Source organism: Pseudomonas bijieensis, assembly GCF_013347965.1.
Lineage (GTDB): Bacteria > Pseudomonadota > Gammaproteobacteria > Pseudomonadales > Pseudomonadaceae > Aquipseudomonas > Aquipseudomonas bijieensis.
In genome coordinates this window covers 3,947,154-3,968,222 of the sequence record NZ_CP048810.1, presented here as the reverse complement: position 1 = coordinate 3,968,222, position 21,069 = coordinate 3,947,154, and the positions used below count along the sequence as shown (strand labels likewise).

The following is a 21,069-nucleotide window of genomic DNA, read 5'->3' as shown; positions in this document are numbered from 1 at the left end:
CACACCGTCCCCATTGTGGGAGCGAGCTTGCTCGCGATAGGGCCAGCCCAGGCGCTGCAAATCCCTAGCGCAACCCATCCCGAAACTGTCCCGGCGTCATTCCGGTCCAGCGTTTGAACGCGCGGCTGAAGCTGCTGGCATCGGCAAAGCCCAGCAGGTAACTGACTTCGCTCAGCGAGCACTGGGGATCGCGCAAGTGCAGCAGCGCGAGGTTTTCCCGGCATTCGTTGAGCAGTGCGTCGAAGCGGCAGCCTTCGTCGGCCAGGTGCCGTTGCAGGCTGCGCAGGCTCAGGTGCATGGCCTGGGCGATGCGTTCGGCGCTGGGTTCGCCTTCGGGCAGTTGGGCCTCGATGGCCGCGCGGACCTTGCGTTCCCAGGTCAGTGGCTTGAGCTGGGCGAGGGTGCGCTCGAGCACTGTTTCGTTGTGTTCGGCCAGTTCCGGGTTGGCGTCGTCCAGGTGGCTGTCGAAGTCGCTGAGCTCGAACTCCAGGCGATCCTGGTCGGCGCCAAAATGTACCGGCGAGCGGAATACCTTGTGCCAGGGCGCGGGATCCGCTGGCTCCGGGCGTCGCAGGTAGACCGCCAGCGGTGCGTAATCGCGGCCCAGGCGGTTGCGGCAGGTGCGCACATAAATCGCCGCGAACGCATCGATGGCCTCGAAGGCTGGCGCCGGTCGGCCCGGCGGCACGTCGAGGCTGAAGCGATAACGGTCTTCGCCACGGCTCAATTGCAGGGTCAGCGCATCGCTGACCACCGGGTGATAGCGCACGATCCGCTCGAACACTTCTCGCAGGCTGCCGCTGGCGACCAAGGCATAACCCAGCGCGTGGAACGTGGTGGGGCTGACGAAGCGCGAGACCCGCAGGCCGATGGCCGGGTCGCCGCTGGCCTGCACCGCCAACGCCCACAGGCGTGTGGTGCCTGAGAGCGGGTAGCGGGCGTTCGGGTCGTCCATCAGTTGTGGATCGAGCCCGGCTTCGACGCACAGGGCATGGCTGTCCAGGCCCAACGCATCGAGCTGTTTGCGCAGGGCGCGGGTCCAGCTGGCAAGGGAGGTCGGTTCAGTCATGACGATTGGCGCTTGCGGTCAACAGGTTGGCGTTTACGGCTACCACCCGAGGGGACAACGCCCGGCAGGATGAGCACATCGATAACAGAGGATGTAAGCCATGCACGGCACTTGCGCAAGCCCCGAGCGATTGAATGCACAACAGCGATCCGCCCATATTCGCCAGGTGGTATTGGCCCGGGGCGAGCAATTGCGTCAGCGCTACCCGATTTTGCGCCACCAGGATGCATTGGGCGCGGGCATCCTGGCGTTTGCCCTGGCCGGAATGATCGGTTCGGCGCTGCTCTACATCAACGGTCATCTTGCCGGATGGGCGTGCCTGCTGCTCAACGCTTTTTTCGCCTCCCTGACCCACGAGCTGGAACACGACCTGATCCACAGCATGTACTTTCGCAAGCAGCGCCTGCCCCACAACCTGATGATGGGCCTGGTGTGGCTGGCGCGGCCGAGCACCATCAATCCGTGGATCCGCCGCCACTTGCACCTCAACCATCACAAGGTATCCGGCAGCGAGGCCGACATGGAGGAACGGGCCATCACCAACGGCGAACCCTGGGGGCTGGCGCGGTTGCTGATGGTCGGCGACAACGTGATGTCGGCCTTCATCCGCCTGCTGCGAGCCAAGACCTGGGCGCACAAGCGCAGCATCCTCAAGCGCACGCTAAAGGTTTATTTCCCACTGGCGTTGCTGCACTGGGGCGCCTGGTATGTGTTTCTCGGTTTCCATGGGGCCAACGGTGTCGCCAGTCTGCTGGGGACTTCAATTGACTGGTCGGCAACCACGCTGGCGACGATGCAGGTGATCGACATTGCGGTGGTGGTGATCATCGGCCCGAATGTATTGCGGACCTTTTGCCTGCACTTCATCAGTTCGAACATGCACTACTACGGCGACATCGAACCGGGTAACGTCATCCAGCAGACCCAGGTGCTGAACCCCTGGTGGTTGTGGCCGTTGCAGGCGTTCTGCTTCAATTTCGGCAGCAGCCACGGCATTCATCATTTCGTGGTGAAGGAGCCGTTTTACATTCGCCAACTGACGGTGCCGGTGGCTCACCAAGTGATGCGGGAAATGGGTGTGCGGTTCAATGACTTTGGCACGTTCAGGCGGGCGAATCGGTTTGTGGGTGAGGAGAATGTGCTGCGGGATGAGGTGGGGCCGGCTCGGGTTTGAGACGCACCACTTTAGGCATGAAAAACACATTCTGTGGCGAGGGGATTTATCCCCGTTGGGCCGCGAAGCGGCCCCTAAAAGCTGGGTGTCGTCAGGCCTGACACACCGCAGTGCCGGGTCTTGGGGCTGCTGTGCAGCCCAGCGGGGATAAACCCCCTCGCCACAGGGGAGGTGTCAGCTCTGGGAAACGGGTTAGAACTGGTAACTCACCGTCGCCGCCACATTGCGTTCTTCACCCATGTAGCAATAGCTCAAGCTGGCGCAGGAAGCGACGTAGGTTTCATTGGTCAGGTTGTTGGCGTTCAGGCGCACGTCCACGCCCTTCAAGCCGACCTTGCCCAGGTCATACCCCACCGAGGCATCGAACAGCGTGTAGGACGGTACCTTCATGGTGTTCTCCGCATCGGCCCAGCTGTAGCCCACATAGCGCACGCCGCCACCCAGGCGCAGGCCATCGAGTGCGCCGCTGTCGAATTTGTAGTCAGCCCAGACCGAGGCCATGTGGCGCGGTGCCTGGGTCGGTGAGTTGCCCTTGTTTTCGATGATTTCGGTGGGCGTGCTGAGGGTGCTGACCATCGATTTCGAATATTCGATGTCGGTGAAGGTGTAGCTGCCCAGCACTTTGAATTGCTCGGTCAGTTGCAGATGCGCTTCCAGTTCCAGGCCTTGGGAGCGCACGGCACCGATGGCGCGGTAGAAGTTCTCCTGGGGCAGTTTGGTTGCCAGGTTTTCCTGGTCGATGCGAAACAGCGAGGCGGTGTACAGGTCATCAGTGCCCGGCGGCTGATACTTCAGGCCCAGTTCCCATTGCTTGCCATCGGTTGGCGGCAGCGGATTGCCGGCGCTGTCGGCGTAGGAGTTCGGGTTGAACGACTCGGAGTAGCTGATGTACGGCGCCAGGCCGTTGTCGAACAGGTACAGGGCCCCGGCACGGCCGGTGAGCTTGGTGCGTTTGTCGTTGATCTCGGTGCCTTGCGGGCGACCGAATTCGGCAATGCGATTTTCATCCGAGGTCTCGACCCAGTCCTGGCGCAGGCCCAGGGAGAAGCGCCACTTGTCCATCTCGATCAGGTCTTGCAGGTAGACGCCGGTCTGCTCCAGGCGTCGCAGGTAACTGGTGGGGCTGAAGTAGGTGATGGCCGAGTTGCCATAGGTCGGGTCGAAGGCGTTGATCGGGGCGAGGCTGCCGCTGGTCCAGTCGACCACGGTTTTGCGTCGTTGATAGTCCGCACCCATCAACATGGTGTGCTTGGTCGCACCGGTAAAGAATTCGGCTTGCAGCATGTTGTCGACGATGAAGGAGTGGAGCTTTTCTTCGGCGCCGGTGTAATAGCGGTTCAATTCGTTGCTGGTGGGCGTGGTCCAGCCATAGGCGTAGACCTGATCGTTGGTGACCTGGGAGTCCAGGTAACGGAAGTTCTGCCGGGCGGTGAAAACATCGTTGAAACGGTGCTCGAACTGGTAGCCGAACGACTGCTGGTCGCGTTCGTAACCGTCGACGCCAGGTTCGCCTTCGAAGAAGTTTTCCGAGATCCGTCGGCCGTTGCGCTGGTGCAAGGTGCCGTCGGCCGGCATGCCGCCGTGGTAGCCACCGTCGGGGTCATGTTGCAGGTAGGCCTGGAGCGTCAGCGAGGTGTCGTCGCTGAAATCGATGTTCACCGTGGGGGCCAGGGCGAAGCGCTTCTCCTTGTTGTGGTCGAACTGGGTATCGGAGCTATCCGCCAGGCCGATCAGCCGATAGGTGATGCGTTTGTCGTCATCCACCGGGCCGCTGAAGTCGAAACCCATGCCCCGTTGGCCCTGGGTGCCGACCGTGGCCTGGATCTGGTGATAGGCCTCGTACAGCGGCTTCTTGCTGGTCAGCGCCACCAGGCCGCCGGGCGAACTGCGGCCGTAGAGCACCGAGGACGGGCCTTTGAGGATATCGACCCGCTCCAGGAAGTACGGGTCGACCTGCATGGAGCTGTAGGTGCCGCTGTCGCCCATGGACTTGAGGCCGTCGAGGTAGATGTTATCCACCGAGCCGTCGTTGAAGCCGCGCATCGCCACGTAGTCGTAGCGGTGGGTGGCGCCGTAGGGGTTGGTCAGCACGCCAGGGGTGTAGCGCATGGCCTGGGAGACGGTTTGCGCGCCCTGGTCGTCCATTTGCTCGCGGGTGACCACGGACACGCTCTGGGACGTTTCGCGCAGGGCGGTGCTGGTCTTGGTGGCGACCTGGCTGTGGGTGGCGTTGTAGCCTTCCATGCTGCCCAGGGCGTTACCCAGAGCGAAGCCCTTGATGTCCGTGGTCGGCAGTTCCAGCGTGCTGCCGGCGGTCTCGGTTTGCAGCACGTAGCTGCTGCCATCCTGGCTGACGGCAACCAGTCCTGAGCCGCTGAGCAACTGGCTCAAGGCCTGTTCGCGCGAATACTCGCCCTTGAGCCCCGGGGACTGGACGCCGCCGGTTTGCGCCGGGGTGCTTGCCAGGGTGATCCCAGCCTGGCGGGCGAACTGATTCAACACATCGCTCAGCGGGCCGGGAGCAATGTTGTAGCTCTGGCGGCTGGCGGTCACGTCGCTTTGTGCGGCGACCGCAAGCATCGGTACGACGCTGCCCCCCAGCGCGGCGGAGAACAGCGCGGCATGAATAGCCTGGCGCAACAGGCCTGGTTGTGAAGATAAGCCGAAGGGATTCTTGAGATGTACGCGCTCAGTCATTGTGGGTTCCGTTGGAGTCGCTGGAGGCAGATAAGGGTTGCTTACTGTCCTAGCCGGACACCGGCTTGAAACCCGCCAAAAAAAATCAAGCCAGGCGTTCCACCGTGATCCACCAACGGGTTCGATAACGGATTTGCACAGGGAGCGTGCGTGGCAGGACGGCCAGCAATTTGTCGGTGTCCTCCAAACGGAAAACCCCCGACAGACGCAGGTCGGCAATCGACGCCGCGCAGTTCAAATAGCCTGGGCGGTAGCGTCCTACTTCGTTGAGAAAATCCGCCAGGCGCATGTTGCGCGTGACGATCAACCCGTCGGCCCAGGCACCTGCGTCCATGTCCAGGGGCGGTGCCAGGGTCGCTGTCGATGGGGTGATCAGGTAGTTTTGCCCGGCCTCGACCTGGATGGGTGTGCCATCGCTGTTGGGGTGGGAACGAATAACGACCCGGCCGCTGGTGACGCTCAAGCGCGTGCAGTCGCTGTCCTGGCGCACGACGAAGCGCCCCTCCAGCCCTTCGAACAGGCCATGTCGGCCTTGCACCCGCAGCGCACGTCCCGGGTCGCGTCCACAGGTGACCATGATTTCACCGCGGGCCAGGGTGATCAGGCGTTGCCCGGCGGTGAAATCCAGGTCGGCGGCGCTGTGGGTATTGAGTTCGAGCCGTGAGCCGTCCGGCAGTTGGAAACCGCGGCGTTCACCCGTGGCGGTGGCGAAATCGGCACTCCATGGGCGCCAGCCCAGATCCTTGCCCAGCCATGTCGCGCCGCCCACCAGTGCGGCACCCGAGAGCAACTTCAGGGCCTGGCGGCGACTGAGGCGCTGGGCACTGTTTTCCAGGGTATTCAGGGCGACATGGGCACCGGGCACTGCCCGCAGGTTCGAGGTCAACTCGCTGTGCAGCGATTGCACCCGCTGCCAGGCCAGTTCGTGTTCTGGATGGGCGGCGCGCCAGGTGTCGCATTGTTGGCGCAGGGTCGGGTGAGCGGTGTGATTGCGCAGGCGCAGCAGCCAGTTGATCGCTTGCCTGACCACCTGTTGCGACGGGCCGTTACGGCGGCTCTGAAAGTGATCCGCCGGCTCAGCTTTCATAGCGCAACACGTAGCAGTGGTATAGCGCATCGGCGACGTAGCGCTCCACCGAGCGCAGCGAAATGCCCATTTGCTCGGCAATCTGTTTGTGCGTCAGGCCTTCGCACTGGGCCAACAGGAAGGCCTTGCGCACTTTCGGCTTGAGGCCTTCGAGCATCCTGGCAATGGCTTCGAGCAATTCCAGGATCAAGGTCCGGGTTTCGGCGCCGGGGGTTTCGGCTTCCGGCAGGTGGGCTATGGTCTGGAGGTAGGCACGTTCGATTTCTTCTCGACGCCAATGGTCGATCACCAGGCCTTGGGCGATGGTGCGCAAAAAAGCGCGTGGGGCTCGAAGCTCCAGGCGTTCGCTACGCTGCAACAGGCGCACGAAAGTGTCCTGGGCCAGATCCGCCGCATCGGCGGCATTGCCCAACCGGGTGCGCAGCCACGTATTGAGCCAGCCGTGATGTCGGCTGTAGAGCGCCTGTACTGCAAACTCGGGAGATGACATGGACGCGACGGCCTGGATGTTACAAATGATAATAGGTCGCATTGTCATCAGGCGTCGGCGAATTTGCAACCATCGTTCGCTCGCTGTGGCCTCCCGTCGCCTATTTCTTCGAAACTCTAATTATTTGTACAGGCTTGCCGACAGACTGGTATGCGTGCACCAAAGTGGAGCGAAGTGATAACCGCTCGCACTGTCACATGGAACGTTGCAAACCTGGAATGCACCCCCACTCCTTGCATAAGAAGCCTCCTCGATGAATCTAAAGTTCAGTCACAAAATCCTTCTGGCCGCCTCTGGCGTGGTGGTTCTGGCTTTTGCCCTGTTCACCCTCTACAACGATTATTTGCAGCGCAACACCATCGGCAGCAGCCTTGAGTCGTCCATCGAGCAATCCGGCGACCTGACCGCCAGCAGCATCCAGAACTGGATGAGTGGCCGGATACTGGTGCTGGAAAACCTGGCGCAAAACATCGCCCATCAAGGCACTGGTGCGGATCTGCCGGGGTTGGTCGATCAGCCGGCGCTGACGTCGAACTTCCAGTTCACTTATGTGGGCCAGGCCAACGGTGTCTTCACCCAACGTCCTGACGCAAAAATGCCTGACGGCTACGACCCGCGTCAGCGCCCTTGGTACAAACAAGCCGTGAGCGCCGATAAAACCATGCTGACCCCGCCTTATCTGGCGGCGGTGGGTGGCCTGGTGGTGACCATTGCCCTGCCGGTGAAGCACAACGGCGAATTGCTCGGCGTGGTGGGCGGCGACCTGAGCCTGGAAACCCTGGTGAAAATAATCAACTCCGTGGATTTCGGTGGTATCGGCCATGCGTTCCTGGTCAGCGGCGACGGTCAGGTGATCGTCAGTCCGGATAAAGACCAGGTGATGAAGAACCTCAAGGACATCTACCCCGGCACCCCCGTGCGCATTGGCAAGGGTATCCAGGAGGTCGAGCTCAACGGCCAGGACCGTATCCTTTCGTTTACCCCTGTGACCGGCCTGCCGAACGCCGAGTGGTACATCGGCCTGTCGATCGACAAGGCCAAGGCCTACGCACCGCTGAGCCAGTTCCGTACGTCTGCGTTGATTGCGATGTTTGTCGCGGTGGCGGCCATTGCCTTGCTGCTGAGCATGCTGATCCAGGTGTTGATGCGTCCATTGACCACCATGGGCCGCGCCATGCAGGACATCGCCCAGGGCGAAGGTGACCTGACCCGGCGCCTGGTCGTACAGGGCAAGGACGAATTCGCCGTGTTGGGTGGTTCGTTCAACCAGTTCGTGGAGCGGATTCACGCATCGATCTCGGAAGTGTCTTCCGCGACTCGCCAGGTGCATGACCTGTCGCAGCGGGTGATGACCTCGTCCAACGCTTCGCTCGTCGGCTCGGATGAGCAGAGCGCTCGTACCAACAGCGTGGCCGCGGCTATCAACCAGTTGGGCGCCGCGACCCAGGAAATCGCCCGCAATGCCGCCGATGCCTCGCAACATGCCAGCGGTGCCAGCGAACAGGCCGATGACGGTCGCCAAGTGGTGGAAAAAACCATCCAGGCCATGACCGAGCTGTCGCAGAAGATCAGCCTTTCCTGCACTCAGATCGAAACCCTGAACGCCAGCACCGATAACATCGGGCACATCCTGGATGTGATCAAGGGCATCTCCCAGCAAACCAACCTGCTGGCCCTGAACGCCGCCATCGAAGCGGCCCGGGCCGGTGAAGCCGGGCGTGGTTTTGCGGTGGTGGCCGATGAAGTGCGCAACCTGGCGCACCGCACCCAGGAGTCGGCGGAAGAAATCCACAAGATGATCACCTCGCTTCAAGTCGGCTCCCGTGAAGCGGTGACGACGATGAACGCCAGCCAGACCTCCAGCGAAGAAAGCGTGGAAGTGGCTAACCAGGCGGGTCTGCGACTGGTCAGCGTGACGCAGCGCATCGGTGAGATCGACGGAATGAACCAGTCGGTGGCCGCCGCGACCGAAGAACAGACTGCCGTGGTGGAAACCCTCAACATGGACGTCAGCCACATCAACCTGCTGAACCAGCAAAGCGTGGCCAACCTCAATGAAACCCTGAAGGATTGCGATGCCTTGTCGCAACAGGCCAATCGACTGAAGCAGTTGGTGGACAGCTTCAAGATCTGACATCACCGCTAACCGCGATACCGCAATCGCGAGCAGGCTCGCTCCCACAGGGATTGGCGGTGAGCCTGGATCTTTGGCCCACCCCGTAACCAGTGTGGGAGATTCTATGTTGCAGGGGAACCCTGCAACCGTGAATTTGGTTGGTATTCGCTCTGATTTTTCATCAGGGCGAATGCTACCCGACACAACTTGCGGGCGAGGATAACCAAGGCCTGAGTTCTGGCCAGGCCTCGTGCCAAGAAGGCCTCATAGTAAGGTTTCCAGGCAGGAGACCGACAGGCCGCCATCGCGGCGTTGTGCGCCAGGCGTCGTAGCTCCCCGTCCCTTTTTGCTCAAGTGACGAGGACTGTGCTTCTTCCTGAATCTTTTGGACGCAAATCCATCCCCAAGAAAGCAATGAATGCATCGCCACTGACAAAGTGACCGCGCATGAATGCGGTCGCCAAGCCAATGGCCGTCAGTTCACCAATCCCTTCGATGGCTTTGCAGCGGTTGATGTTTTCAGTGATCCCTGCCGCTTGGCTGGCCTCACGCATTAGTTTCTGAATGGCCTGATCGGACTCTTTGAAGACCTCCAACTGCCGGGCCAAGATGTCCTTCAGACACGGTTCGTTCGAAAAACTCAGCACGATACTGACGCGGGCCTTGATGAGTGCCGCACGTTTTCTAAGCAGGTTTTTTAACACTTTGTAGGCTTCTGGAGGTGGGCTCCAGATACGCAGCCTTGCTTGCTCGTTCGTTAGATACCGAGCCAGCAAACGCGCATCACAAGGATCAGTTTTAGCCCGCAGCCCAATACTTTCACGGTAATGGGCCACCCGATAAGGATCCACAACGTAAACATGAAACCCCATTCCATGGGCCAGCTCAGCTGTGTCCAGGTGATAAAAGCTGGTGGCTTCCAGCGCAATCGAGCTTTGGGCTGGTAGCGTTTTGAGCCACCGGCCAAGAGCTTCGCGGTGGTTGGCGATGGCTTGAGTGATTTTCAGGTCTTCGCGGTAAACGACGATTTCGGCCTTCGCTACATCGATACCAATAACCGTTGGTGAGTTAAGGATTGTCATGACGAATCCTCGGAGCTAGGGTTTAGGTGCTTGTCGGGGTCTACCTTTGCGCTGGCTTGCCTCTATCGTCGGTTTTACCGATGAATTCCTTATCGGCGCTTTAGGTAGAAAGGGCGGAACGAGAAGTCTCCCACGGTCCGTACTGGCTAGAGTCGGAATCGAGCTTTTAGTCCCGCCCACCCCTTCAAGTCTAAACATACAAGCGAGCCTGCTCGCGATGACGGCGGCGCAATCAACATCACTGCCCGCTGCCCCACCGCTATCGCGAGCAAGCCTGCTCCCACAAGGGAGTGGTGCTTACTTGAACATCATTTGCACATTCCCCATCGCCTCATCGGCAAATCCTTGCAGGAAATCCCTGAACCCCGACGGTGTATGAGCATCGGTGTGGTCGGCGATGATGGTCCAGGTGGCGCGGCAGCGGTTGTCGCTCAGGGGCTCCACGCGCATCGCCGCCCAGAGGTTGTCGATGCCCAGGGTGTTGTAGATCAGCGTCCAGGTCATGTGCATGGCCTGGTCGTCCCGGCTGTTGAGCTGTTCCACCACCAGGTTCTGCCCGTCGCGGAAGAATTTCTTGCGCAGGGACCTCACTCCATCACCGGTCATTTCGATACGCTCCAGCGCCGGAATGAAACGGTTGAATCCGCCAAAATCACCCACCACCTCCCAGACGCGCGTCGCGTCGGCTGGCACCTCCACCGAGGTTTCGACGTGGCAGGCATGGGGGTTCTTGATCAGGGTGTCGGGTTGAAATGCACTCATGGTCTTGCTCCTTGCTTTGGGTTGAGGGTGTTTCAGATGAAGTCGATAGCCTTGAGGTAATCAGCGCCGCGGCGTAACAGGGCCGGGGACTTTTCCGGGTAGCGGGCGCCCATCTGCCGCACACCGGCGCGGGCGTTGTCATGGCTGATCAGCGAGATGTCGCCGATGTCTTCCTCGAAGCCGTTGAGGTAGAAACCCAGCACGCCAAATAACGCGTTGTCGGCATCGACCCGCGCCAGTTGCCGTTGCCACTCGGCGACGCTCACCAGGGAGAACTCCCGGCCGTTGTCGCGGAACGACGCCACATAAGCGTCCCAGCTCAACGGCTCGGGGTTGTGCAGGTTGAACACCGCTTGCGTCGGCTGGTAGCGGCTGGCGTGGAAGGCGATGAAACGGGCCAGGAAGTCCACCGGCATCAGGTCGAAATTGAGGGACAGGTCTGGCACCTGGCCGAGCTGGATCGAGCCCTTGAGCATCAGCATCAAGCGATTCTTATGGGGCTGGCAGACCCCGGTCAGGCTGTTGAAACTGATGTTGCCGGGGCGGAACAGATTGACCCAAACCCCGCGATCCCGAGCGCGCTGCAGGATCCGTTCGCCCACCCATTTGGACAGGTTGTAGCCGTTCTTGATGTAGATCGGTGGGGTCTTGGCGGCGGGCTGTTCCAGCACCTGGCCGTCGGCATCCAGGGCACTGGACGCCGAGAGCGTGGAGACGAAGTTGAAGATCTTCTTGCTGCGCCCCTCACACAAGCGCAGGCATTCGAAGATCGGCTCCACGTTGTCCCGCGCCAGGGACTCGTAGTCGAGCACATGGTTGACGTGGGCCGCGTTGTGCACCAGCGCACCGAAGGTACGGTCGATGTGCGCATAGACGTCGTCCGGCAGACCCAGTTGCGGCTGGGTGATGTCGGCGGCATACACGCTGACGCGGTCCAGATCCAGGTGGGTCAGGTGATTGTCCTGAAGCGCCTGGGAGAACCGCTCGGCCGCGCTTTGTTCAGCGCTGGCACGTACCAGGCACGCGACTTCGGTGGCGCCCCAGGCCAGCAACGCTTCGACGATGTGCACCCCGAGAAAGCTGTTGGCGCCGGTCACTACCACCTTATGCACATCGCCGCATTGGCTGATGGGCAGCGGATCGAGGTTGAGCTCGGCCTCGGCATCGATGAAGGCCTGGGTGCTGAGGGTCGATGCGCTGTTTTGTTCAGGGTCGTCCAGCAACTTCGCCAGGGTCATCAACGTCGGCGCTTCGATGAAGCGATTGATAGACAGGCTGCGGCCGAACGTCTGGCGGATACTCAGCAGCAGACGCGACAGCAGGATCGAGTGTCCGCCCAGGTTGAAGAAGCTTTCGTCGGTGGCGATGTCTTCGACCGGCAGCTCCAGCAGATCGGCCCACAGTTGTCGCAGTTGCGTCTCCAGGGCGCTCTGCGGCTGGCGCCGCTGGCCGTCGGCGTGCACCTGCACCGCCATGGCGAGCAATGCCCGACGATCGACCTTGCCATTGCTGGTGTAAGGCAGGCTGGGCAACTCGACGTAGGCCGCCGGGTGCATGTAGCTGGGCAAGCTGTTCTGCACATGCTCGCGCAGGGCCTGGAGGGCAGCGCCGGGTCGCGCTTGCTCGGGATGCACCAGGAACGCCAGGATCCGCCGTCGTTCATCGACCCCTACCGCCACCTGGCGAAACAACTGGCTATCGCGCAGGCAATGTTCGATTTCCTCGGGTTCGACCCGAAAGCCGCGGATCTTCACCTGGTTATCCCGCCGCCCGCTCAATTCAATGCCGTTGTCGGTCCATTGCCCGATATCTCCCGTGCGATAGACCCGCAGCGTTTGCCCGGTGGGCAGCGTCAGGTCGAGGTAGCGCGTCGCGCTCAGCGCCGGATCGTTCAGATAACCCAGGCCGACACCCGGGCCGGCGATGTACAGCTCGCCGGGGACACCTTGGGGAACCGGTTGCAGTTGTTCGTCCAGGATCAGTACCCGACCGTTGGCGATGGGCACGCCAAGGTTGCGGTTGTTGTCGCCGACGCTGAATGGCCGCGTGGTGGCCAGGACCGTGGTTTCGGTCGGGCCGTAGATATTGTGGAACTGGCATTGTGGTGCGAGCTGTTCGATCACGAACGGCTCGCAGACATCGCCACCGGTGATCAAGTGCGTCAGGCCGAGCGGGGCATCGAGGGGCATGACGCTCAACAGCGCAGGCGGCAAAAAGGCGTGGCTGATGTGCTGTTGGTGAATCAACGCGACCAATTGCTGTGGATCGCGGCGTTGGTCTTCGCTGGGTACCACCAGCAGGGCGCCGTGGATGAACGTCGGCAGGATATCCAGCAGCGAGGCGTCAAAGTTGATGGTGGAAAACTGCAACGCCCGGCTGTCGCGCTGCAACCCGACGTAGTCGCCGTACCAGGCGCAGAAATGGCTGAGGTTGCGGTGACTGAGCAACACGCCCTTGGGCTGGCCGGTGGTGCCGGAGGTGTAGATCGCCACGGCCGGTTCATCGCTGTCGACCCTGCGGCGGATCAGCGAAGCGGGGATGCCTGGCTTGGGCATTGGCAGTTGATGGACATTCAGCGTGGGCAACGAGAGCTCGCCCAGGTCGCTGTCGCCGTCGTGCAGCAGCAGGTCCGCCTGGGCATTCTCCAGGATAAAGCGTCGACGTTGCGCCGGGTGCTGCGGGTCCAGTGGCAGATACACCGCCCCACAGCCCAGCACTGCCAGGATCGCCGCATACAGGTGCGCGGACTTGGGCAGGCACACGCCGATCACCTTGTGGGAGGAAGGCCTGTGGGAGGAAGGCTTGCCCCCGATGAACGATGACGCGGTTTGTTTGAGAGCATCGGTGTCTTCATCGCGGGCAAGCCTTGCTCCCACAGGTTCTCCAACAGCTCCTTTCTCATGTTCTGCTCGGTGCAGTATTTCCAGCATCGGCTGCTGCAACCTCAGCGCCAGGCGGCGCAAGGATTTGTAGTCGATGAGTTGTCCATCGATCCACAGGGCCGGTTGCGTCGCATCATCGAGCATGCGCTGTTCGATGCTGTGCATCACCGGCACGTCGGCGGCGGCCAGCAGCCAGGGTACTGGCGGCCGATTGAGGCCGTGCTCGAACGCCAGCGGCTCCAGCGCATCGAGCCCGAGCAGGGGGGCGGCGACAGTGACAGCGTGTGCCGTCGGCCAGTGATCGAAGCAGGTTTGATCCCGGGATAACTGGCTGACCAGTCGTGCGCCCGTCTCGACCAGCGTCGCCAGCGTACGCAGGCGCAACGATTGACCATTGCCGTCACGTTGCGGCGCGATCACTTCCTGGCACAACAGCCGCTGCGCAGCGTCGCTGAACACCAACACCGGTTGCGGTAATACCTGCCCGGGCATGGCCTGCAACGCCACGCGTACCTGAAGGCAAGATCGGGCCTGGGTGTTGCACTGCACGGTACCGTCGTCGATCAACAGGTCGACCGCGCCGTGCCCGGACGGCGACTGCCGATCCACCACACCGTGGCCATGCAGCTCCAGTTCCCGGGCCAGTTCGGCCATGGCCTGGCTTGTGCCAGGCACTGCGATTTCGAGGCGTCTCATCGAAAGGTCCTCATGGGGTCAGGTAATCGGCAAGGGCGTCGCGTACGCAGGGGGACGCGAGCATCGAGCTGCCACGGAAAAAGCGCGTGATGTTGCCCACCAACGGGTGAAAACGATTGATGGGATACGCCAGTGCACTGGCGTCTTCACGCAGCGACTGGCGCACCGACTCGTCGACGGGCAGGTGCGCGATCAGCTCGAAGTCGAACGCTTGCTGCAGGTCGCTCGCCAGGTATTGGGCGATGAAACCGGGCATCAATCGGGCAATCGCCTCCTGGTCTTCCTCGGGGGCGGTGCGCCAATAGATCTGCACCAGTCGGGTCCAGAAACCGGAGTGCCGTCCCTCGTCGAGCAAGTGATCGGCCATCAGCCCCTTGATCGAGGCCTTGACCGAGTCGTCCCGGGCGAATGCGGCCACTTCGTTGGTCACGGTGTTCTCGGCGATGGCGATGCAGATCAGCTCCACGGCGCTGAGCAAATGCTCCGGCGCCCGGGCCAGGGTCGCCGGTATGGCGCGGCTGAGTTCGATCTGCCCAGGCAACGGGATAGGATCGATGCCGGTCATGTCGATGGTCTGTTGCATGAAGTCCATCGCCACCAGCGCGTGATAATCCTCGTCCACCACCACGGTCATCGCGTCATAACGGCAGGCGAACGGGAACTCGATGCCGAAGCGGTTCTTGGCGATGCGCCGGGCGGTGTGGTCCACCAACTCGGTCTCGAAAATCACCACGTCGTTGATGAACTTGTAGAGGCTCTGCACCAGCACAAAGTCGCGCAGTTGCGCACAGTGGCTGAGGAAGGTCTGGCTGTGCACCAGCGGCTGGCGACTCATGGGGAAGATCAGCTTGTCGTCGTCTTCGACCCGGCGCCGTGGTCGGGTGCGGATGGTGGCGCGGCTTTCCCAGGCGTCGGCGAAGGATTGGTAAGGGATGGCGTTCATGGCATCACCTGCGCAACCGGCTGGGCCATGCTCTGACGCAGGCCGTCCCACAAGGCCGCACGGCTGTGGACCGCGGCGAGTGCGGCGACCAGTACCTCGGTTTCACGTTGCGGGTCGCCGTCGATCAGCCGGGCCAAGAGTTTTTCCGCTGCCGGGCCATGGTCTTCGGAATCGACTTCGATGTGCCGTTGCAGGTAGTAGCGAAAGGTCGGTGCCTGATCCAGGCCTATGCCCCAGGCATCCAGCATGCGCTGGAACATCTGCGGGATGACGCTCTCGCGTCCATGCACGAACGCGGCGGCCACGCTGTGAGCCGGGGCGTGCAGGGCGGTGTGCAAGGTTTGGCGGACGAAGCGTGCCGCCGCCGGCTCGACATCGACACTCTCCAGTGCTGTTTCGGGGCTGACGCCTTCCTGCTGCAGAGTGATGAATTGTTCGATGGCGCGGGTATCGGCACCGACCTCGCGCATGGCATCCAGGTACAGTTCGAAATGGCTGCAATAGCCTGCTCCTGGGCGGTCATCCGATTCCTCGCCCAAGACGATTTCGTTGATCAGGCGTGCCGCGTGCGGGTCTGCCGGCGGCAGCCAGGGCAGGTGCACGCAGGTCAGCTCCCGTTGCAGCCGTTTGGTCAGTGACATGAAGTCCCACACGGCAAACACATGGCTTTCCATAAAGCGGCGTAACAGATCGATTGATGTTATTTCGGAAAAAACCGGATGTTGACCAAGTTCGTGTTTTTTCAGAGATAGTTGTTCTTTGGTTGGCTGCATTGGAACGTCCTCATCAATGATGTCTTATCCGGAAGGCGGCTCGTTATTTAATTAGGGCGAGCGGGTGCCTGAATCGGAATCCATGAATTACCAAGTAGCTTAAATATTCGCCTTTAGTACGTGTTTCTGGCTTGCTGCGCCTGTATTTAAAGGGTTCTCGGGGAGTTGAAAGGGTCGCCAAGAGTGCGACGAACAAAAAACTAATACATGAAACAAGTAAGCGGCAAGTAATTTTTTAATTATTTTAAGTTGGCTGTTTATTGGGCGCGAAGAGGGTTTTTAAAACTTTTTATATAAGTTTTATTGGGGCGAAGAAGCTCCTTCCGATTTAGGGGTATCAGAATCGAATAGTTCGAGTGAATGCCTCACTCGGAGCACTTCAGGGATCGGGGAGTTAAGAAGTTTTATGTTATGGGCAGGACGTCGGTCGGACATCCGATCATCCCGCCGGTTGGACGACGCTCCTTGCGTATTGGCTTCGATTCGTCTGGTTTCAGCCAGGCGTTGACTTCTTCAGGTCTGTTTTGAATCGACAAGCGCAAGAGTGAGCCCAAATCGATGGCAGTGCCATTGAACTGATGGGACGACGAGTCGCGGCCACGGCCAGGCCGCGCCGCGCAGGCGACAAGTGAGTCGGAAGGATATGTAAGAAGTTTTTACGCCGGCCGGAGCGGCCGGTGTGGGATCAAGGGTTCGACGACTGTTCCAGATAGCGGCGCATGGTGACGGAGGCTTTTTCCAGGTGCAGCTCCAGCAATACGATGGCCTTATCGATGTCCTTGGCACGCGCGGCGTCGAGCAGCGCGCGATGGTCGTCCTGGCTCAACTTGCCCAGCCCCATGGATGACAGGTGAAAGCGCAGGAAGCGCTCTTCTTCATTGAGCTCGCGCTCGATCAGGTCCAGCAGTTTGCTGTTGGGGGCCTTGTGATAAAGCGACATGTGGAACAGCCGGTTGAGCTTGCCGATCTCGGCGTGATCGGTTTCCGTTTCCAGCTGTTCGATGTACTGGGCGGCCAGTGCCAGGTCGCTGTCATCGAGCAGCGGGATGGACAGGCGCAGGGCGAAAGCTTCCAGGACCGAACGCAGGGCGTAGGTTTCTACTGCATTGTTGGTAATCAATGGCGCCACTACAGCACCCTTGTGCTGGACCACATTGAGCAGTGACTGCGCCTCCAACTGGCGCAATGCCTCGCGTACGGGCATGCGGCTCACGCCGAACAGGTCGGCCAGTTCCTGCTGGCGCAGGGCGGTGCCGCAAGGCAGGCGTCCATCGAGGATGGCCTCGCGCAGAGACTCTTCGATGATCGAACGTGCCTGGTCAGCCGGGATGGGCCCGTTGACCTGGATAGTGCTAAGCGGTTTTGGCTTCTGTGTCACGACAACACCTGACTGGTAGTAACGAAATTGGATCCAAGCCAACGTTAGTTACAGATTTCCAAGCCGTCAAAATCTCGCGGCCCCAGTTCCTGAACTAAAGTTTAGTCTGCCTGCGGTGATTGCACCCTGCCATTGTCTTTTAGTGGGCCAGGCTTCACCATCCAACGAATTTCCAACGGCCCTTTTCGGACGTATTCCCTTGGCTGCACCTTTCCCTGTTCTCAGGTCCTTGCGCTGGCTGTGTTCGGCATTGCTGCTGGCCGGCCTGATGCTGGGTGGCCTACGGGCTGACTGGGACTTTGCGCAGATCAGCCGACGGGCGCAAGCGTTATATGGTCCCTTGGGCGAAGGGCAGCAACGGATCGACGCGTGGCAGCAATTGTTGGCGACGCAGAAACAGATCCCGGAACTGGAACAGCTCAAGGTGGTGAACCTGTTCTTCAACAAACAGGTGCGCTACGTGGAAGACATCGACCTGTGGCGCGAGGTCGACTACTGGGAAACCCCGATCCAGGCCCTGTGGAAGGGGGCCGGCGATTGTGAGGACTACGCCATCGCCAAGTATTTCAGCCTGCGTCATCTCGGGGTGTCCAGTGACAAGCTGCGCATCACCTACGTCAAGGCCTTGCGGCAGAACCGTGCGCACATGGTGCTCACCTATTACGCCACGCCCGAGGCGATGCCGCTGGTCCTCGACAGCCTGATCGACGGCATCCTGCCGGCCAGCCAGCGAACCGACTTGCTCCCGGTCTACTCTTTCAATGCCGAAGGGCTGTGGCTGCCGGGCGCCAAGGGCAACAAAAAAGTGGGTGACACCAAGCGCCTGTCCCGGTGGCAGGATGTGTTGAAAAAAATGCAGGCCGAAGGTTTTCCGGTCGAGACGACTAACTAGGAGCGCGCGCTCAGATGTCCTTGTTCAAACAGCTGTTGATCGCTATCTGTCTGTTCCTGGTGGTTGCCTTCAGCGGCAGCTTCATGGTCAGCCTGGAGAGCTCGCGGGCCCAGTACGTCAACCAGTTACGCTCCCACGCCCAGGACGCGGCCACGGCGCTGGCGTTGTCGTTGACACCGAACATCGACGACCCGGCGATGGTGGAGCTGATGGTCAGCTCGATCTTCGACAGCGGCTACTACGCCAGCATTCGCGTGGTCGATGTGGCCACCGACAAGACCCTTGTCGAACGTACCGGCACGCCGGACGCCGGCAGCGTGCCGCAGTGGTTCGTCAAGCTGATCGGCCTGGAACCGGCCGGCGGCGATGCAATCGTCAGCCGCGGCTGGGAACAGGCGGCGCGGGTCGAAGTGGTCAGCCACCCGATGTTTGCCCTTGCCAAGCTGTGGCAGAGCGCGCTGGGCAGCCTGGGTTGGTTGCTGCTGTGCGGCGCCGTGAGCGCGGTGCTGGGGGCCTTGCTGCTGCGTCGCCAGCTCAAGCCGCTGGACTACATGGTGCATCAGTCCCATGCCATCGCCCGACGCGAGTTCCTGAGCCTGCCGGAGCTGCCACGCACGCCTGAACTGCGGCGCGTGGTGCAGGCGATGAACCAGATGGTCGAGAAACTCAAGGCGCTGTTCCAGGAGCAGGCCGAGCGCAGCGAGAAGCTGCGGGTCGAGTCTTACCAGGACAATCTCACGGGCCTGGCCAACCGGCGTTATTTCGAGATGCAGCTCAACGCGCGAGTGAGCAACCCGGAGCAGGCCAGCTCCGGTTATCTGCTGTTGTTGCGGGTCAAGGACCTGGCCGGTTTGAACCAGCGGTTGGGCGGGCAGCGTACCGACCAGTTGCTCCAGGCGGTGGGCGAGCAATTGCTGCGCGAATGCGCGCGGTATCCGGAAACCCATAACCTGGTCACGCGTATTCGCGGTGGCGAGTTCGCGGTGCTGGCACCTGGGCTGGTGCGCGAGGAAGCGCTGCAACTGGCGCAGAACCTCGAAGCCGCGTTGGCGAGCTTGCATGCCACCGGTGCGACGGATGTGGCGTCGGTGGCCTCCATCGGGCTGGCGCCGTTCGTCCATGGCGACTCGCCGCAAGCGGTGCTCCAGCTTGGCGACCAGGCTTTGGCCCAGGCCGAAAGCCAGGGCGAACCGGGTTGGGCCTGCCTGGACCACAGCGCCTCGGCGAGCGTCGGCGACGATCACCATGCCTGGCACACTTTGCTCGACCAGGCCTTGAACCATCAACGCTTCGAGCTGTACTTCCAGCCGGTGGTGGCTGCCCAGGACACCCAGGTGGTGTTGCATTACAAGGTGCTGTCGCGGCTGTTGGACGAGCAGGGCCAGACGATTCCCGCCGGGCGGTTCCTGCCGTGGTTGGAGCGTTTTGGCTGGACCGCGCGCCTGGACCGTTTGATGCTCGAACAGGTGCTCGAGCAAATGGCCGGGCATGAGCAATCCCTGGCGTTGAACCTGTCTTCGGCGACCTTGGCCGATCCGCAGGCGCTGAACAAGGTCTTTGAAATCCTGCGGGCGCATTCCAACCTTGGGTCGCGCTTGACCTTGGAGATTGGTGAAGAGCAATTGCCGGAGCAAGCTGTCCTGGAACAATTGACCCGGCGTTTGCGCGAGCTTGGCTTCTCTCTGAGCCTGCAGCGTTTTGGTGGGCGGTTCAGCATGATCGGTAACTTGTCGCGGTTGGGGTTGGCTTACCTGAAGATCGATGGCAGCTATATTCGTGCGATTGATCAGGAAAGTGACAAGCGACTGTTCATCGAGGCGATTCAGCGTGCGGCTCACAGTATTGACTTGCCGTTGATTGCTGAGCGGGTTGAGACGGAGGGGGAGTTGGCGGTGATTCGGGAGATGGGGTTGTTTGGGGTTCAGGGGCAGTTGGTGGGTGAGCCTAAGCGTTGGGGGTGAGGCTGGCTGGTGAGGCGGCCTGTGCCCTTCTGACCGTGTACATATCCATTCCTGCGGTAACGGCCACTTAGGGTTCCGCCCTGACGGCGGGTCACTTTCGAAAAGCGCGAAAGTAACCAAAGCGCTTCTGCCCCACCACTCGGTGCCTCGCTTAGGCTCGGCATGCCCTCACTCCGGCATTGCTCCGTGGGCCCGCCGCGAAGGGCCATCCATGGCCCAGCGCGGCTATCCCGGCATCCATGCCGGGATGCCCACTCCACAATGCCTGCGTTCGGCCATCGTGGTTAACGGGGCGCCGAAATCAACGTCCACCGCGAGGCGGCCTAGTAGCCGACCTGGTTCTTCCGGTCATACACCCGTCAGATCTGTGGGAGCAAAGCTTGCTCGCGAAGGCGGCGGCACATTCAGCATTGATGCAAGCAGACCCACCGCCATCGCGAGCAAGCTCGACTCCCACAGGGATCGGCGGTGGACACTGATCCTATAAACGACCAAGAACCTGTGTGCGAGCTTGCTCGCGATAGCGGTGGTTCAGTCACATGGATGCTGGGTTTGCCTGACTCTTCGCGAGCAAGCCCGCTCCCACATAAGAACTGTGTGACGGCAATATCTGCGACTTACCCCATCCCCCTGTGGGAGCGAGCCTGCTCGCGATGAGGGCAGCCCTGACACCGATGAAACCAGGCCTAGATCAACCCCTTCTCATCGTCATCGATCAACCGGCTCAACCCACCCAATGCTTCCCGGGCCTGGGTGCGGTCCATCAGTTTGGCCTGGGCCGCCGGTGGCAGGTCAGTGACGCGAATCACGCCTTTGCTGGTCAGCACCTGGATCAAGTCGTCGAGTACCCGGATCATCTCCAGGTCGCTCTGCTTGAGCTGCTTGAGGCTGTTTTCCACCGCCTGGTTGGCGAACCAGTCCTGGATCTCGTGGTTGTCGGCCGGCAAGGTCTCGGTGGCTTCGGCGTAGGCGGTGGCTTCTACGCGCACCAGCAGGCCTTGTGCATCGCGTTGCACGTAAAACATCGGGCATCCCTCATGTATGAAGCGGCGTCATGCTGGGCAGCA

Annotated in this window: 14 protein-coding genes and 1 pseudogene; 4 read left to right on the top strand and 11 right to left on the bottom strand. The window is 61.1% G+C overall.

Features of this window, described 5'->3' with window-relative positions; all coding sequences use genetic code 11:
- Nucleotides 1-64 precede the first annotated feature (64 nt).
- Complete coding sequence (locus GN234_RS17275; RefSeq protein ID WP_109756652.1) at nt 65-1,069, bottom strand: AraC family transcriptional regulator; 1,005 nt, start codon at nt 1,067-1,069, stop codon at nt 65-67.
- A 100-nt stretch (nt 1,070-1,169) separates the two neighbouring features.
- Between GN234_RS17275 and GN234_RS17270 the strand changes: the two genes are divergently transcribed.
- Nucleotides 1,170-2,243, top strand: a complete 1,074-nt coding sequence (locus GN234_RS17270; protein ID WP_176688816.1) for a fatty acid desaturase — start codon at nt 1,170-1,172, stop codon at nt 2,241-2,243.
- 192 nt (nt 2,244-2,435) lie between these two features.
- Here GN234_RS17270 and GN234_RS17265 read toward each other — a convergent pair whose 3' ends face one another.
- The 3 genes from GN234_RS17265 to GN234_RS17255 all read right to left on the bottom strand — a co-directional run bounded on the left by GN234_RS17265 (nt 2,436) and on the right by GN234_RS17255 (nt 6,517).
- Nucleotides 2,436-4,940 carry a TonB-dependent siderophore receptor gene (locus GN234_RS17265; protein ID WP_163855830.1) on the bottom strand — a complete coding sequence of 835 codons (2,505 nt, stop codon included), beginning with the start codon at nt 4,938-4,940 and terminating at the stop codon, nt 2,436-2,438.
- 85 nt (nt 4,941-5,025) lie between these two features.
- Nucleotides 5,026-6,027, bottom strand: a complete 1,002-nt coding sequence (locus tag GN234_RS17260; protein ID WP_116833898.1) for a FecR domain-containing protein — start codon at nt 6,025-6,027, stop codon at nt 5,026-5,028.
- Complete coding sequence (locus GN234_RS17255) at nt 6,017-6,517, bottom strand: sigma-70 family RNA polymerase sigma factor (protein ID WP_109756648.1); 501 nt, start codon at nt 6,515-6,517, stop codon at nt 6,017-6,019. The genes GN234_RS17260 and GN234_RS17255 overlap by 11 nt, the downstream gene beginning before the upstream one ends.
- A gap of 253 nt (nt 6,518-6,770) precedes the next feature.
- Between GN234_RS17255 and GN234_RS17250 the strand changes: the two genes are divergently transcribed.
- Entirely contained in the window at nt 6,771-8,651 is a 1,881-nt protein-coding gene (locus GN234_RS17250) for a methyl-accepting chemotaxis protein (RefSeq protein WP_109756647.1), read from the top strand.
- Between the two features lie 104 nt (nt 8,652-8,755).
- Here GN234_RS17250 and GN234_RS17245 read toward each other — a convergent pair.
- The 6 genes and pseudogenes from GN234_RS17245 to GN234_RS17220 form a co-directional block, all read right to left on the bottom strand.
- Nucleotides 8,756-9,715, bottom strand: a pseudogene (locus GN234_RS17245) (IS110 family RNA-guided transposase).
- A gap of 297 nt (nt 9,716-10,012) precedes the next feature.
- The gene (locus tag GN234_RS17240; protein ID WP_116833899.1) at nt 10,013-10,477 is read right to left on the bottom strand and encodes an SRPBCC family protein; all 465 of its coding nucleotides are present in this window, start codon (nt 10,475-10,477) and stop codon (nt 10,013-10,015) included.
- A 32-nt stretch (nt 10,478-10,509) separates the two neighbouring features.
- On the bottom strand, nt 10,510-14,055 hold the full coding sequence (locus GN234_RS17235) for a non-ribosomal peptide synthetase (protein WP_163855825.1): 3,546 nt from the start codon (nt 14,053-14,055) through the stop codon (nt 10,510-10,512).
- Between the two features lie 10 nt (nt 14,056-14,065).
- On the bottom strand, nt 14,066-14,998 hold the full coding sequence (locus GN234_RS17230; RefSeq protein ID WP_163855824.1) for a diiron oxygenase: 933 nt from the start codon (nt 14,996-14,998) through the stop codon (nt 14,066-14,068).
- Nucleotides 14,995-15,771, bottom strand: a complete 777-nt coding sequence (locus tag GN234_RS17225) for a DUF3050 domain-containing protein (protein ID WP_109756642.1) — start codon at nt 15,769-15,771, stop codon at nt 14,995-14,997. The genes GN234_RS17230 and GN234_RS17225 overlap by 4 nt, the downstream gene beginning before the upstream one ends.
- 685 nt (nt 15,772-16,456) lie before the next feature.
- On the bottom strand, nt 16,457-17,149 hold the full coding sequence (locus GN234_RS17220; RefSeq protein ID WP_109756641.1) for a GntR family transcriptional regulator: 693 nt from the start codon (nt 17,147-17,149) through the stop codon (nt 16,457-16,459).
- Nucleotides 17,150-17,417: 268 nt separating this feature from the next.
- Between GN234_RS17220 and lapG the strand changes: the two genes are divergently transcribed.
- Both lapG and lapD read left to right on the top strand, forming a co-directional pair.
- Complete coding sequence (lapG, locus tag GN234_RS17215; protein ID WP_370873791.1) at nt 17,418-18,041, top strand: cysteine protease LapG; 624 nt, start codon at nt 17,418-17,420, stop codon at nt 18,039-18,041.
- Between the two features lie 14 nt (nt 18,042-18,055).
- The gene (gene lapD / locus GN234_RS17210; RefSeq protein ID WP_109756640.1) at nt 18,056-20,002 is read left to right on the top strand and encodes a cyclic di-GMP receptor LapD; all 1,947 of its coding nucleotides are present in this window, start codon (nt 18,056-18,058) and stop codon (nt 20,000-20,002) included.
- A 686-nt stretch (nt 20,003-20,688) separates the two neighbouring features.
- Here lapD and GN234_RS17205 read toward each other — a convergent pair.
- Nucleotides 20,689-21,027 carry a hypothetical protein gene (locus GN234_RS17205; RefSeq protein WP_003196545.1) on the bottom strand — a complete coding sequence of 113 codons (339 nt, stop codon included), beginning with the start codon at nt 21,025-21,027 and terminating at the stop codon, nt 20,689-20,691.
- Nucleotides 21,028-21,069 lie beyond the last annotated feature (42 nt).

Bases quoted from the DNA above. Each gene is read 5' to 3' on its own strand.
- GN234_RS17235 (WP_163855825.1), bottom strand. From the start codon at position 14,055: ATGAGACGCCTCGAAATCGCAGTGCCTGGCACAAGCCAGGCCATGGCC.
- lapG (WP_370873791.1), top strand. From the start codon at position 17,418: ATGCTGGGTGGCCTACGGGCTGACTGGGACTTTGCGCAGATCAGCCGA.
- GN234_RS17240 (WP_116833899.1), bottom strand. From the start codon at position 10,477: ATGAGTGCATTTCAACCCGACACCCTGATCAAGAACCCCCATGCCTGC.
- GN234_RS17230 (WP_163855824.1), bottom strand. From the start codon at position 14,998: ATGAACGCCATCCCTTACCAATCCTTCGCCGACGCCTGGGAAAGCCGC.
- GN234_RS17270 (WP_176688816.1), top strand. From the start codon at position 1,170: ATGCACGGCACTTGCGCAAGCCCCGAGCGATTGAATGCACAACAGCGA.
- GN234_RS17225 (WP_109756642.1), bottom strand. From the start codon at position 15,771: ATGCAGCCAACCAAAGAACAACTATCTCTGAAAAAACACGAACTTGGT.
- GN234_RS17265 (WP_163855830.1), bottom strand. From the start codon at position 4,940: ATGACTGAGCGCGTACATCTCAAGAATCCCTTCGGCTTATCTTCACAA.
- GN234_RS17250 (WP_109756647.1), top strand. From the start codon at position 6,771: ATGAATCTAAAGTTCAGTCACAAAATCCTTCTGGCCGCCTCTGGCGTG.
- GN234_RS17275 (WP_109756652.1), bottom strand. From the start codon at position 1,069: ATGACTGAACCGACCTCCCTTGCCAGCTGGACCCGCGCCCTGCGCAAA.
- GN234_RS17260 (WP_116833898.1), bottom strand. From the start codon at position 6,027: ATGAAAGCTGAGCCGGCGGATCACTTTCAGAGCCGCCGTAACGGCCCG.
- GN234_RS17205 (WP_003196545.1), bottom strand. From the start codon at position 21,027: ATGTTTTACGTGCAACGCGATGCACAAGGCCTGCTGGTGCGCGTAGAA.
- GN234_RS17255 (WP_109756648.1), bottom strand. From the start codon at position 6,517: ATGTCATCTCCCGAGTTTGCAGTACAGGCGCTCTACAGCCGACATCAC.
- lapD (WP_109756640.1), top strand. From the start codon at position 18,056: ATGTCCTTGTTCAAACAGCTGTTGATCGCTATCTGTCTGTTCCTGGTG.